The sequence below is a fragment of the Peribacillus sp. NPDC094092 genome, assembly GCF_050279365.1.
In the GTDB taxonomy this organism is placed as follows: domain Bacteria; phylum Bacillota; class Bacilli; order Bacillales; family DSM-1321; genus Peribacillus.
This window is the reverse complement of record NZ_JBNNUC010000001.1, coordinates 58,698-73,280: the sequence shown is the minus strand read 5'-3', so window position 1 is coordinate 73,280 and position 14,583 is coordinate 58,698. Positions and strand designations below refer to the sequence as shown.

Genomic DNA, 14,583 nt, shown 5'->3' with positions numbered 1-14,583 from the left:
GTTAAGAAAAGTAAGTTCGTTGTTTTTAAGTACAACATTGGTCAAAGCGTGTTCATTACGCTTGTTTTGTTGATGAACGAGGCCGCGTGATAGAAAAAGCCTTCGCAGTACATCAATCAAAAGAGGGCTTTGAACACCTGAATGAAAAGATTCGTCAAACGATGAATGAAGCTAAGAAAACAGAAGTAATTGTTGTAATTGAGCCAACAGGCCACTACTGGATGAACTTAGCTAATACTTAGATCATTACGGCATACCACTAGTCATGGTAAATCCAATGCATGTCAAACGATCGAAGGAACTGGAAGATAATTAAATAAAGGTATCTTTAGCATAATGGAGTTTTATTGAATATCGAGAGTGAGATTTAAAAGAATTATAACTTTTAGGTGGCATATTTTGATTTCATCAGAAATTTCATTTTGGTAAAAGTTTTATAATAATCTTTAACCAACAACATGAAAAATATATTTATACATGCATTAGGTTAGTATAGATACACTTAAGTATTTTTAAGCAAACCGTAGAAACGTAAATAAATATCTATGTCAAATACCTATTTTAAAACTTTTTATAAAAACCCTTCACATACCATGGCGGGGTATAATATTATATAATTAAGGAGGTGGGACAATTCGGTGAATTCAGAAAGTTATGATGAATTTGTTGAAATCGATCAATGCTGCTCATCAGACGGTTAAAGAAAGAGCCATCATTCAGATAAAGTGAAAAATAATTTAGTAACAAGATTGAATTGAATTGAAGGACAAATTCGAGGAATAAAAGGATTAATTGAAAAGGATACGTATTGTGAAGATGTCATTGCTCAAATATCTGCGACTCAATCAGTTTTAAATAGTGCCGTTGGTATTTTACTTGAAGGGAATATGAAGTCATGTGTTATTGAAGGAATTCAAGAAGGGGATTCGGAGATTTTAGATGAGGTAATGGTGACAATACAAAAATTAATGAAAAAATAAAAGGAGACTAAGCGATATGGAAAAAATGACTCTTAACGTAAAGGGAATGTCATGTGGACATTGCATAAATTCAATTGAAGGCAATGTAGGCGAATTATCTGGAGTTACGACTGTTAAAGTAAACTTAGATTCTGGAACTGTTAGTGTGGAGTTTAATCCGAACGAAGTTAGTATTGATAAGATCAAAGAAACAATTGATGACCAAGGTTATGATGTACAATAAAATTAATACAGAACGTCTTGAAAAAAGCACGATTTATTTTAGAAATAAATATACTATACAGGGGTATGGTTTATGGTATTGAAATAGATCATCTGACATAAAATAAGGAGGAGTAAGAAATGGAGAATGTAAGATTAACAGTGAAAGGAATGTCATGTGGGCATTGTATAAATTCAATCGAGGGAAATGTAGGAAAATTAAAAGGTGTGCATTTTGTAAAAGTTCACTTAAATGAAGAAAAAGTAGAGGTATTATATAATTCAAAAATGGTTTCTTTAATGGGGATTACTGACGTTATAGAAGATCACGGTTATGATATACAATAATATTAATAAAGAACGTGCTGATTAAAGCACGATTTATTTTAGAAAGAAATATACTATACACGGGTATGGTTTATGTTATTGAGATAGATCATCTAACATAAATTAAGGAGGACAATAGAATGGAGAATGTAAGATTAGCAGTGAAAGGAATGTCATGTGGGCATTGTATTCATTCAATTGAAGGGAACGTAGGAAAAATGAAGGGAGTTTATTTTGTAAAGGTTCACTTAAATGCAGAAAAAGTAGATGTATCATTTGATTCGAAAGTAGTTTCTTTAAAGGGAATTACTGACATTATAGAGGGCCAAGGTTATGATGTAGAGCTGAGTAAATTACCTAAAGATCAAATTTGTCACTAAGGAATTGAAAAAACGTGCTGTCTCGTCCCGGCACGTTTTCTTCCAAAAAAAATATACCCCACTATAGTATGTGGTGATAGGAGTGTAAGGTTATGAGCGATAAAAAAGAAACAACACTTCAAATAGCTGGCATGACGTGTGCTGCATGTGCAGTTAGAATAGAAAAAGGTCTTAAAAAAATAGATGGAGTAGAGGATGCAAGCGTAAATTTTGCGTTAGAAAAATCAAAAGTAACGTTTGATCCATCCAAATCAAGTGTTAACCAACTTAAAGATAAAGTTGAATCCTTAGGGTATAAAGTGGTTAGTGAAAAAGCGGAATTTGATATATCTGGTATGACATGCGCTGCATGTGCTAACAGGATTGAAAAACGTTTAAACAAGGTAGATGGAGTACAAAATGCAACTGTAAACTTCGCCTTAGAATCAGCCCTTGTAGAATATAATTCTGACGAAGTTTCGGTCACAGATATGAAGGATGCTATTAAGAAATTGGGTTATCATTTAGAACAAAAGCAAGAAACTACAGGCGAAAAGGTTGATCATAGACAGAAAGAAATTGAGAAACAAACAGGGAAATTCATTTTCTCTTCTATTTTGTCCATCCCTTTACTTTGGGCGATGGTCAGTCATTTTGAATTTACATCATTTATTTGGCTACCAGAGATGTTCATGAATCCATGGGTCCAACTCGCCCTTGCTACTCCTGTTCAATTCTTAGTTGGAGGTCAGTTTTATGTAGGCGCCTTTAAAGCATTAAGGAATAAAAGTGCAAACATGGATGTTTTAGTTGCACTTGGAACCTCTGCAGCTTATTTCTATAGTGTTTACTTAAGCATTTTGTCAATAGGATCCGATGCGCACATGGTTGAATTATATTTTGAAACAAGTGCAGTGTTAATTACTCTCATTATATTAGGTAAGTTATTTGAAGCAAAAGCAAAGGGACGTTCATCGGAAGCCATTAAAAAGCTTATGGGTTTGCAAGCCAAAACAGCCACAGTTTTAAGAGACGGTCAAGAAATGAATTTACCTATCGAAGAGGTAATAGCTGGAGATATCGTTTATGTTAAACCAGGTGAAAAGGTACCTGTAGACGGAGAAATATTTGAAGGGAGATCTGCCCTAGATGAGTCAATGATTACAGGGGAAAGTATTCCTGTTGATAAAACAGTAGGAGATTTAGCAATTGGCTCAACCATTAACAAAAACGGGTTTCTGAAGGTCAAGGCAACAAAGGTAGGAAAGGATACCGCCTTAGCTCAAATTATCAAAGTAGTCGAAGAAGCACAAGGATCAAAAGCGCCTATTCAACGCTTAGCCGATGTCATCTCAGGAATATTTGTCCCTATTGTAGTGGGGATAGCAATTATTACGTGTCTTTTGTGGTACTTTGCTGTAAGTCCGGGAGAGTTTGCAGTAGCTCTTGAAAAGTTAATTGCCGTATTAGTCATCGCCTGTCCATGTGCTCTAGGCCTAGCTACTCCGACGTCCATTATGGCAGGGTCAGGTCGCGCAGCTGAATATGGGATTTTGTTTAAAGGCGGGGAGCATCTTGAAACAACTCATCGGGTGAATACAGTGATTCTTGATAAAACGGGAACTGTAACAAATGGAAAACCAACACTTACAGATGTTATTCTCTCAAATGGGTTTGAAGAAAAGGAATTTTTAAGGTTAGTCGGTGCTGCAGAAAGGAATTCTGAACATCCATTAGCTGAGGCGATTGTTGAGGGGATTAAAGAAAAAGGTATTGAACTAGGCAGCTCAGAACACTTCGAAGCCATTCCTGGCTTTGGAATCGAGTCTAAAGTTGACACCAAATCCTTACTTATCGGAACGCGCCGACTTATGGAGAAAAACAACATTGATGTTGGAAACATATTACCTAAGATGGAAAACTTAGAAAAGCAAGGTAAGACTGCAATGCTAGTTGCAATTGATTATCAATTTGCCGGAGTGATTGCAGTTGCAGATACAATTAAGAATACATCTCAAAAAGCGATTGAAAGGCTAAAAAATATGGGTCTTGACGTCGTTATGATTACAGGGGATAACAAGCAGACAGCTCAAGCGATTGCAAATGAAGTCGGGATTGACCATGTTATAGCAGAAGTTCTGCCAGAAGGAAAGGCAGAGGAAGTTAAAAAGCTTCAAAAAGCTGGAAAGATAGTGGCGATGGTCGGTGATGGAATTAACGATGCTCCAGCGTTAGCTACTGCAGATATTGGCATGGCAATCGGTACTGGTACGGATGTTGCAATGGAGGCTGCTGATATTACCTTAATTAGAGGAGACTTAAATAGTATTGCCGATGCCATCTTTATGAGTAAAATGACGATTCGAAATATCAAGCAAAATTTATTTTGGGCCTTTGCTTATAATGCTATAGGAGTTCCAATTGCAGCACTAGGCTTTCTGGCACCATGGCTGGCAGGAGTAGCCATGGCATTTAGTTCAGTTTCAGTTGTTTTAAACGCACTCAGATTACAAAGGATTAAGTTAAAAGGTTAATCTATCAATTTAATAGAGAGGGTTTTTTCATGAAACAAAAAAACATGTTGACTTGGGCTATTTCAGCCATTGTGTATCTTGGATTAGTAATTGGCGGTTATTTCATATATGCAAGCTTGAACAGTAATAACGATCACTTGGATGCCCATGCGGCAAAAACAAATGGTATCGAAGAAAAAGAATCTAATAATGAGAAAGCACATAACGGTAATCATACGAGCAAAAAAAGTGATGATAAGCATTCAGATCATGTAGCTCATTCAGAAAGTGAAGTGGTCACTAACGTAAAATATGAAAAAGGTATAATTACCATTGATGTGAAGGATAAAAAACAAAATTCACCTAATTTAGAAATATCACATGAAAAGATTATGCATTTAATTATTGTAAGTGCCGACTTAGAAGACTATTATCATTTACATCCTGAGGAAAAAGGAAATGGCGTTTATACTCTGAATTTCGACCTACCTGAAAACTCTTATAAAGCATTTGTTGATATTAAACCCAAAAACCTTGCCTATCAGGTTAGTCCGGTGGGGCTGCAGGTAGGGAAAAGTCATAGTGAACATAAGGAAAATCCACTTAAGGTTGATACAAACTTGACAAAAACAATCAATCAAAAAACAGTTGAATTAACCACTACAGAGCTAGGAATAAACAAAGCTGTGACGTTAAGTTTTGATACGAAAGGGATTACTCCAGAGCCCTATCTGGGTGCTCTAGGCCATGTTGTTATTTTGGACGATAAGGGTAAAAAATTTGTTCATGTGCACCCTACATCAGAAGAAAAGACACTATTTGAAACAAAATTTGATAAAGCTGGGATCTACAAAGTGTGGGGAGAATTTAAATTTGATGGCAAAGTCAATAGCTATCCATTTGTTATAGAGGTCAAATAAAAACGAAAAAGGGGAATTTTTATGAACTTAGATGGGGTTAGCAAACATCTATTAATTTGTAACGGGAAAACATGCACGAAAAATGGAGCAGAAGAAGTAACGGAGACCATTAGGGGAGAATTGAAAAACTTAGAGCTGCAAAAGGAGATTCACACAACAAAAACATTATGCAACGGCCAATGCAAGCATGGTCCGATCGCTGTTCTATATCCACAAGGAACCTGGTATAAAGAACTGAATAAAACAAAAAGTGAAGAACTTATTCGTCAATTGAAAGAAAATGACACTGTTCATTTAGGCTCTGAACTTTATTACCATGATGGGAAAACATTCAAGAACAATGAGAGTGAATGAACTGTAACATCTTACTTCTATATCTAAAAAGGGTTTCTGTACAGGCGTTTTTCGAATAAGAAAAATTTTGGACTGATCATTTTTATCGATCAGTCCATATTTCAATCAATAGGGTTTTCTTCTTCCCATTAATGCAAAATTGAAAATTGTCCTCTCGGAAAAACTGGAAATTTCGGAAATGGCACAAGCGTCTTTGTCAGAAGGATTAGAAAATATTTATTAGAAAGCTAAATAAAATAAATTAGGAACTACAAGAATTCTAACTAGACTTGCTCATAGAGAAATTAAATATTCAACAGTATTATTTATGGGAAGAAAATACCCGTTCGTAAACGTACACTTTTACGAACGGGTATTTTTTATAACATCACATCACCTCAAATTCTTTCCTGGATGTCGGTAGAGGAACCTTTTAAGTTCCCGCATGGAAATTTCACTAGCTTATCATTCTCTAACTTGTTATGATTGATATATCTGTCTAAATCTTCGAAAAATATCGAAAGTTCGGTGTGAAAATGAATCTTATAACAAAAGATTTACTGATTAACTTTTTAATTATCCTTTTTCCAATCTTTTTATTGCAAATGAGCTATCTAGTGAAGTACGTATACCGTTTAGATGCTTTAAAAGGATCCTTCCTATCGATTTTCCCTATTCTTTCACTTGTTCTATGCATGTTATTTCCCGTTGTTATAGAAGAGGATTTTGTTTGGGACCTCAGATGGATCCCTTTTCTTTTAGGCGGATTATATGGAGGCTACCGGTTAGGAATCATATTGATCGTCATCACTCTTTTTATTCGCTCTTTATCAGGGGGGGATAATGGATTCTATATATCATGCATCACATTTCCACTAATGGGAGTTTCCTTGTTTTTTATATCTAAATACTATCTAAAAATGTCTGTCAGTAAAAAAATCTGCATTGGTATATCTTTAATATTCATTGTTCATATTCTCACACAGCTTATTTCAACTGTAGTATTTGAACTTACGATCGGCATCAGTTTATGGAAACAATACTTCTCGATTCATGTCATAGGAATCGTTGTTGTGATCTTATTATGGGAAGTCATCCTCACAAACTTTCAGGTTCTTGAAAAATTAGTGAAAGCGGAAAAATTGCAGGTCGTTAGTCATCTGGCTGCAAGCATATCTCATGAAGTCAGAAATCCCCTTACAGTTACCAGGGGCTATATTCAAATGTTAAGCGAAGACGTTTCTTCCCATACAAAGGTCAAATATGCAAATATTGCACTGAATGAATTAGATCGGGCCACGGATGTCATTAATGATTATTTGACTTTTGCTGCCATAAGCCCTGATAACACAGAGCGATTAAGGGTATCAGAGGAAATTCAGCATGTCGTGAACAGCATAAAACCATTGGCTAACAATAATCGAACAGAATTGAAGCTATCCCTAATCGAAGATGGGGCTTATTATGTCATGGGCGAAAGGAAGAAATTCCAGCAGTGCTTGTTCAATATCATAAAGAATGGCATAGAATCGATGGAACATGATGGTCAAATATACATCCATCTAATTCATGCTGCCACCACCATCCAAATTAAGATTCAAGATCAGGGAATCGGGATGACACAGGAACAAATATACCGTTTAGGTGAGCCTTACTTCACGACAAAAAATAAAGGGACGGGATTAGGCATGATGGTTTCATATAGCGTTATCAAAAGCATGGATGGAACGGTACATGTATCAAGTGTTCAAGGGAAAGGGACATGTTTCTCTATTAACCTGCCAATACATAGAAACGAGCTTATGTAAGTTTAGTGTAAATTGACTGTTTTAAACTCATAGATTACAATTTAAGTAAACTACCAATATTATGAAATGATTCAATAACGCATTTGATACCTAAGGGAGATGACGAAATGAAATCGCTTACAGATGGACAAATCATTTGGGAACCGACAAAGGAACAAATCGAGCAAACGGTATTGACTCAATATGTGAAATGGTTAAAAGAAAGGAAAGGTTTAACATTTCATGGTTATCAAGAATTATGGAAATGGTCGGTAGATGAACTGGAGGAATTTTGGGCTTCAATTTGGGATTATTGTGATGTAAAAGCAACAAGGAAATATGACAGGGTTTTCGCGGAGCAATCCATGCCAGGTGCGAAATGGTTCGAGGGGGCAAGGCTCAATTATGCTGAGAATTCATTATTGAATGATCAAGAAGAGAAAACGGCGATTTTTTTTCGCTCCGAACATATTAGGCAGCAAGAGGTTACCTGGAAAGAACTGAAAGAAAAAGTAGCTTCTGTCGCCCATTCATTAAGGAAACTCGGTGTGAAACCCGGTGACCGTGTTGTTGCCTATATGCCGAATATTCCTGAAGCGGTCATAGCTTTCTTGGCAACAGCAAGCATAGGTGCCATCTGGTCCAGTTGTTCACCTGACTTTGGGGCAAGAAGTGTCATAGATCGTTTCAAACAGGTTGAACCGGTTGTATTACTCGCGGTTGATGGGTATCAGTACAACGGAAAAGTATATGATAAAACATCAATCGTCACACAGCTTATCCAGGAATTGATCACCGTCAAGCATACCGTGTTGGTTCCTTACATAGAAAAGAAGATTTTGGAAGTGAATCTGGAAGATGTGATTCCTTGGGATGACCTGTTAAAAGAAAAGGCAGAATTATCTTTTGAAAGCGTTCCGTTCGATCATCCGCTGTGGATTCTTTATTCATCAGGTACAACCGGGATGCCAAAACCAATTGTACAGGGGCATGGCGGGATATTATTGGAGCATTTTAAGTCAACAAGAATCCATCAAGGCATGACTTCCGAGGATACTGTGTTCTGGTTTACGACGACCGGCTGGATGATGTGGAATCTCCTTATGGGAGGTTTGCTAAATGCAGGGACCATCGTCATTTATGACGGCAGTCCTTCTTTTCCGAATATGGATGTCCTTTGGGAATTGGCGGAAGATACAGGCATGACTTTCTTTGGAACCAGTGCACCTTTCCTTACCAATTCCATGAAGTTAGGAAACAAACCAATGGGAAAATATGATTTATCCAAATTGAAGGCTCTTTTTTCTACTGGAGCACCATTGTCTGGCGACGGTTATAAATGGGTGTATGAGAATGTCAAGAAGGATATCTGGCTCAGTTCATCCAGTGGCGGAACCGATGTTTGTGCCGGTTTTGTTGGCGGTGTCCCAACATTGCCCGTGAGAATCGGTGAAATACAAGGAAGGGCTTTAGGAGTTTGTGCGGAAGCCTTTGATGAGCATGGTCAAACATTGATTAATGAAGTCGGTGAATTGGTCATAACCAAACCAATGCCGTCCATGCCGCTATACTTCTGGAATGATCAAGACGGGGCAAGATACTACGAGAGTTATTTCGATACATATCCCGGCATATGGAAACATGGTGATTGGATAAAAATCGATGATAAGGGCAGCTGCATCATTTATGGACGGTCCGACTCGACCATCAACCGTTCTGGTGTACGGATGGGAACCAGCGATATCTACCGGGTCGTCGAAGCGATAGACGAGGTTATGGAAAGCCTTGTCATTGATAGGGAAGTGCTTGGCAGGGGTTCCTCACTGCTGCTGTTCGTTGTCCTTAAACCCGATAAAACCCTGGATACAGCATTGACGGCAAAAATCAAGGAACAAATCCGAGGGCATGTGTCCCCCCGCTTTATTCCTGACCAAATCCATGTCATTGAACAAATTCCAAAAACATTGAACGGAAAGAAAATGGAAGTCCCCATTCGTAAATTGTTATTAGGGTTTGAGTTTGATAAGGTAGTGAATGCAGACTCCATGGGAAATCCAGAATCGCTACAGTTCTTTAAAGAATTAGCTCTCGAGTTGAATGAGAAAAAAATATTCTAGCATCAAGACGGAGCAATAAAGCTCCGTCTTTTTTTGTTTCTGAAGGTGATAAATCTTTCATTTCATGGATACGTGTATTGGGATAAAAAATTTTAAAAACGAGACAAAACGAGACAACAATCTCATTTTGTCTCGTTTTGTTTCGACTGAAATTAGATAAAACCTTCATTTTATCGTCCTCCCAACTTGGCACGGCATTTGCAATATCAATATAAAGATGGACTCATTATTATTGATTGGGGGCTGAAAAATGGAAACGGTTCAATCGAATGAAATCAAGCTATCACAGGAAAAGGCTTATTGGATGTACAAAAAAATGCTGGAGATCAGGAAATTCGAAGACCAAGTTCATGAATCTTTTGCAAAAGGGATTTTACCAGGCTTTGTCCATTTATATGCTGGGGAAGAAGCGGTAGCTGTAGGAGTATGTGCGCACCTTTCCGAAAAGGACAGCATTACAAGCACTCACAGGGGGCATGGCCACTGTATTGCAAAAGAATGTGACCTTAACGGGATGATGGCTGAAATCTATGGGAAAGTGACAGGGCTTTGCAAGGGAAAAGGCGGTTCCATGCATATTGCCGATTTGGATAAGGGGATGTTAGGTGCAAACGGGATAGTTGGTGGAGGCTTTCCACTTGCATGCGGTGCAGCATTAACTGCGAAATATAAAAAGACCGATCATGTTAGTGTTTGTTTTTTTGGTGATGGTGCCAATAATCACGGGACATTCCATGAAGGGATAAATCTGGCGGCAATATGGAAGCTACCCGTAATTTTCATCGCAGAAAATAATGGGTATGGTGAGGCCACGCCATTCAATTATGCCTCTAGCTGTAAAACGATAGCCGATCGGGCGATTAGCTACAATATCCCGGGTGTCCGAGTGGATGGGAAAGATGTTTTGGCTGTGTATAAGGCTGCTGAAGAAGCCGTTCAGAGGGCTCGCAGGGGAGAAGGTCCATCATTGATCGAATGCGTTACTTATCGTAATTATGGACACTTCGAGGGAGATGCACAGAAATATAAAAAAGAACAAGACAAAAAGGAGCATAAACAAGAGAAAGATGCGATTGCCCTGTTTAGGAATTACTTACTCAAACAGAATCTGCTGGCGGAAAAAGAACTGATTTCTCTTGAGATTACCGTTGAGGAATCTATTAAACAAGCAGTCAAGTTCAGTGAAGATAGCCCATATCCAGAGGCTTCCGATTTATTAAAAGATGTTTATGTATCCTATTAAATGAAAAGGAGGAATTGAGATGAGTAGAAAAATCAGTATGTCACAGGCAATAAATGAAGCGATGGCCATGGCAATGAGAAAAGATGAAAATGTCATCCTTATGGGAGAAGATGTAGCCGGAGGCGCAGAGGTTGATCATTTGCAGGATGACGAAGCATGGGGTGGTGTTTTAGGTGTCACAAAAGGATTGGTTCAAGAGTTTGGCCGCGATAGAATCCTTGATACGCCCATTGCGGAAGCCGGTTATATGGGAGCTGCCATGGCAGCCGCTTCGACAGGCTTACGACCGATTGCCGAGCTAATGTTCAACGATTTCATTGGCAGCTGTTTGGATGAAGTATTGAATCAAGGCGCGAAGTTCCGCTATATGTTTGGAGGAAAAGCTCAGGTTCCCGTCACAATCCGTACGATGCACGGTGCAGGATTCAGGGCTGCAGCACAGCATTCACAAAGCCTTTATGCCTTGTTCACTAGCATACCTGGATTGAAGGTCGTTATTCCCTCGTCCCCCTATGACGCAAAAGGGCTCTTACTTTCAGCCATAGAAGATAATGATCCCGTCATCTTTTTTGAAGATAAAACGCTATACAATATGGTCGGGGAGGTTCCGGAAGGCTACTATACAATCCCAATCGGCAAAGCTGAAATTAAAAGGAAAGGCTCGGATTTGACGGTCGTTGCCATCGGTAAACAAGTTCACACCGCCATGGAGGCCGCTGAAAAACTTGCTGCTAAAGGCATTGAAGTTGAGATTGTCGACCCGCGGAGCTTGTCACCACTGGATGAAGAATCGATTCTCAACTCTGTGGCAAAAACAAATCGTTTGATCGTCATCGATGAAGCGAATCCAAGATGCAGCATCGCAACGGATATTGCCGCTCTGGTGGCGGATAAGGGATTTGACACGCTCGATGCGCCAATCAAGAGGATTACGGCACCACATACACCTGTACCTTTTTCTCCACCGCTAGAAGATATTTACCTTCCGACATCAGAAAAAGTGATACAAGTGGTTTCAGAATTATTAGGAGAAAATACCATCCTTGGGGTGTAAATAAATCAATATGATGCATGCTCCAGCTTTTTCGGGATAGAACGGCAAAAGTTGGAGCAACAAAACCAATGATGGACACAGAAACCAATCTGAAGGGAGAAAAAAGATATGGCGGTCGAAGTAGTAATGCCGAAATTAGGCATGGCAATGAAAGAAGGAACTGTTTCGTTGTGGAGTAAGGCTGTTGGGGATCCGGTAGAAAAGGGTGAAGCAATAGCCAGCATCAATTCAGAAAAAATCGAAATGGATATTGAATCTCCGGCGGAAGGTACGATTCTGAATATAGCTGTTCAAGAAGGACAAGGAGTACCTCCAGGAACCGTAATCTGTCACATCGGAAATCCGAATGAAGAAATAGTGATAAATGATCATGTTGCTGAACAAACCCAGTCGATAATTGCTGAACAAGAAAAGCCGAAAACAATAGAGTCACCGATTTTGCCAATGGGAGATCGTTTGATGATCACCCCTGTTGCACGAAAAATGGCCCAGGCAGCGAATCTTGACATTGAGAAGATTCAAGGCACCGGGCCAGGAGGAAGAATCACTAAAGAAGATGTACAGAAAGTAATCGATAAGAGGGATTCCATGTCGGTAAATACAGAAGAAAGAATAGTTTCTCCCCAACCTACTTTGGAGAGCCGGCAGCAGATCCCTGTTACCGGAATGAGGAAAATCATTGCCAAACGTATGAAAGAGAGCTTGCAAAGCAGTGCCCAATTAACTCTAACGATGAAAGTTGACGTCACCGATTTAGTCATTTTGCAAAAACAAGCCTCTGAAGCCCTACAAAAAAATCAATCAACTAAATTGACCATAACGGACTTTGTTGCCAAGGCTATCGTGCTTTCACTTAAAGATCATCCTAAAATGAATAGTGCTTATATTGAAGATAATATCATTTTGAATGAGCATATCCACCTTGGAATTGCGGTGGCTTTGGAGAATGGTCTCGTTGTTCCTGTCATAAGAAATGCCGAAAATTGTACCCTAAGGCAGTTATCGAATAAGTGTAAAGAATTGGCCCGGTGTGCACGTGACGGTCAATTGCCTATTGAAGACATGCAAGGGTCCACTTTTACCATCAGTAACCTTGGGGCATATGGCGTTGAGCATTTTACACCGATTCTCAATACACCTGAAACGGGGATACTGGGAATTGGCTCTGCATACTATGCCCCGCTCTATATTGGCGAGAAATTGGAGAGAAGAACGATCTTGCCACTCAGTTTAACTTTTGATCACCGTGTACTCGACGGGGCACCCGCTGCCGCCTTTTTACAAATACTAAAACGATATTTAGAAGAGCCGTTCACCGTGATTTTATAGAAAAGGAGGGAAAGCTCTTGAATCGTATAGCTATTATAGGCGGCGGTCCTGCTGGGTATGTAGCGGCAATCACTGCTGCCCAGCAGGATAAGGAAGTCATATTGATAGTCGATGGGCCGTTGGGGGGCACCTGTTTAAACGAAGGCTGCATGCCGACGAAATCCTTATTGAAAACTGCCGATACGTATGACTTGGTGAAAAATGCCGGGTATATGGGAATTCGCCTGCCCAATCCGATTAAAGTCGATTGGGAAACCGTACAGGAACGGAAGAAAGATGTCATATCTAAACTAGTGAACGGTATTCGATATTTAATGAATAAGAATAAAATAAAAGTCATTCAGGGAAGGGCGTCTATCCTGACAAGCCATCGGCTGCGGATCGAGAACGGAAATAAAAATGAAGAGATTGAAGCAAGTAAGATCATCATTTCAACGGGGTCCGAACCGATTCCCTTACCTTTTGCGCCGTTTGATGGTGAATGGATCATCCACAGCGGCCATGCCATGTCACTTCCTGCCATCCCCGATTCGCTGCTAATTGTCGGAGGCGGCGTCATCGGATGTGAGTTTGCCAGTATTTATAGCAGGATGGGTACCAAGGTAACCGTTATTGAAATGGGGCCAAAGCTGCTTCCGGGGGAAGATGATGATATTTCGAGCATCCTGCATGGAGAATTGAAAAACCAAGGTGTAACGGTCCATACATCCACATCTGTCAAAAACATCAATGCAGCCAGTAAGACAGTATTTTTAGAGAAAAGCGATGGCGAATTGGAAGAATTTCATGCAGATTACGTACTCATATCAATAGGTAGAAAACCAAGAGTGAATGAAATGGGCTTAGAGGGAAATGATATTGATTTTTCCCGACTTGGCATCTCGGTGGATGATCGAATGCAAACAAGCAATCCCTCGATTTATGCCTGTGGTGATGTGATCGGAGGTATTCAACTTGCCCATGTTGCTTTTCATGAAGGGCGAGTTGCGGCTCTAAATGCCTGTGGTCAATTTGCACAAGTGAATTACCGTGCAATCCCTCGCTGCATTTATACCTCCCCGGAGATTGCAAGTGTAGGCTTGACTGAAAAAGAAGCGCGTAAAAAATATAGGGAAATTAATGTTGGTGAATTCGCATTTTCTGCAAATGGGAAAGCGATCCTTTCCGATAAACCGGCAGGAAAGGTCAAAGTCCTAGTGAACCCACAATATAATGAAATTCTAGGTTTTACCATTGTTGGTCAACATGCGACAGAATTGATTGGTCAAGGTACAGTCATGCTGCATGCAGAGATAACCGCAGATATGATGGGAGATTTTGTAGCGGCACATCCAACCTTGTCGGAATCCATACATGAAGCACTTTTGAACGTTGTAGGTCAAGCTGTGCATTCATAAAAAAAACAAAAAGGGGGTTTTTG

The 14,583-nt window shown here is 39.4% G+C and carries 12 protein-coding genes and 2 pseudogenes; all 14 read left to right on the top strand.

Features of this window, described 5'->3' with window-relative positions:
- Positions 1–41: 41 nt before the first annotated feature.
- Positions 42–313: pseudogene (locus tag ACQKNS_RS00325) on the top strand (IS110 family transposase); the annotation flags it as partial.
- Between the two features lie 388 nt (positions 314–701).
- Positions 702–980: pseudogene (locus ACQKNS_RS00320) on the top strand (metal-sensitive transcriptional regulator); the annotation flags it as partial.
- A 16-nt stretch (positions 981–996) separates the two neighbouring features.
- Positions 997–1,203, top strand: coding sequence for a copper chaperone CopZ (gene copZ / locus ACQKNS_RS00315; protein ID WP_403060691.1), 207 nt, complete (start codon positions 997–999; stop codon positions 1,201–1,203).
- A gap of 119 nt (positions 1,204–1,322) precedes the next feature.
- A complete protein-coding gene (gene copZ / locus ACQKNS_RS00310; protein WP_427640612.1) occupies positions 1,323–1,529 on the top strand; it encodes a copper chaperone CopZ in 207 nt (68 codons plus the stop codon).
- A 119-nt stretch (positions 1,530–1,648) separates the two neighbouring features.
- The gene (gene copZ / locus ACQKNS_RS00305; RefSeq protein ID WP_427640611.1) at positions 1,649–1,888 is read left to right on the top strand and encodes a copper chaperone CopZ; all 240 of its coding nucleotides are present in this window, start codon (positions 1,649–1,651) and stop codon (positions 1,886–1,888) included.
- Positions 1,889–1,980: 92 nt separating this feature from the next.
- On the top strand, positions 1,981–4,401 hold the full coding sequence (locus ACQKNS_RS00300) for a heavy metal translocating P-type ATPase (protein ID WP_427640610.1): 2,421 nt from the start codon (positions 1,981–1,983) through the stop codon (positions 4,399–4,401).
- A 29-nt stretch (positions 4,402–4,430) separates the two neighbouring features.
- A complete protein-coding gene (locus tag ACQKNS_RS00295) occupies positions 4,431–5,300 on the top strand; it encodes a hypothetical protein (RefSeq protein ID WP_427640609.1) in 870 nt (289 codons plus the stop codon).
- Between the two features lie 21 nt (positions 5,301–5,321).
- Entirely contained in the window at positions 5,322–5,654 is a 333-nt protein-coding gene (locus ACQKNS_RS00290) for a (2Fe-2S) ferredoxin domain-containing protein (protein WP_427640608.1), read from the top strand.
- Positions 5,655–6,169: 515 nt separating this feature from the next.
- Positions 6,170–7,441 (top strand): ATP-binding protein, encoded by a 1,272-nt coding sequence (locus tag ACQKNS_RS00285; protein WP_427640607.1) that lies wholly within the window; start codon positions 6,170–6,172, stop codon positions 7,439–7,441.
- 107 nt (positions 7,442–7,548) lie between these two features.
- Positions 7,549–9,537, top strand: coding sequence for an acetoacetate--CoA ligase (locus tag ACQKNS_RS00280; RefSeq protein ID WP_427640606.1), 1,989 nt, complete (start codon positions 7,549–7,551; stop codon positions 9,535–9,537).
- A gap of 250 nt (positions 9,538–9,787) precedes the next feature.
- On the top strand, positions 9,788–10,780 hold the full coding sequence (locus tag ACQKNS_RS00275; RefSeq protein WP_427640605.1) for a thiamine pyrophosphate-dependent dehydrogenase E1 component subunit alpha: 993 nt from the start codon (positions 9,788–9,790) through the stop codon (positions 10,778–10,780).
- Between the two features lie 19 nt (positions 10,781–10,799).
- Positions 10,800–11,834, top strand: a complete 1,035-nt coding sequence (locus tag ACQKNS_RS00270) for an alpha-ketoacid dehydrogenase subunit beta (RefSeq protein WP_427640604.1) — start codon at positions 10,800–10,802, stop codon at positions 11,832–11,834.
- A 108-nt stretch (positions 11,835–11,942) separates the two neighbouring features.
- Entirely contained in the window at positions 11,943–13,163 is a 1,221-nt protein-coding gene (locus tag ACQKNS_RS00265) for a dihydrolipoamide acetyltransferase family protein (RefSeq protein ID WP_427640603.1), read from the top strand.
- A 17-nt stretch (positions 13,164–13,180) separates the two neighbouring features.
- On the top strand, positions 13,181–14,560 hold the full coding sequence (lpdA, locus tag ACQKNS_RS00260) for a dihydrolipoyl dehydrogenase (RefSeq protein ID WP_427640601.1): 1,380 nt from the start codon (positions 13,181–13,183) through the stop codon (positions 14,558–14,560).
- Positions 14,561–14,583: the final 23 nt, after the last annotated feature.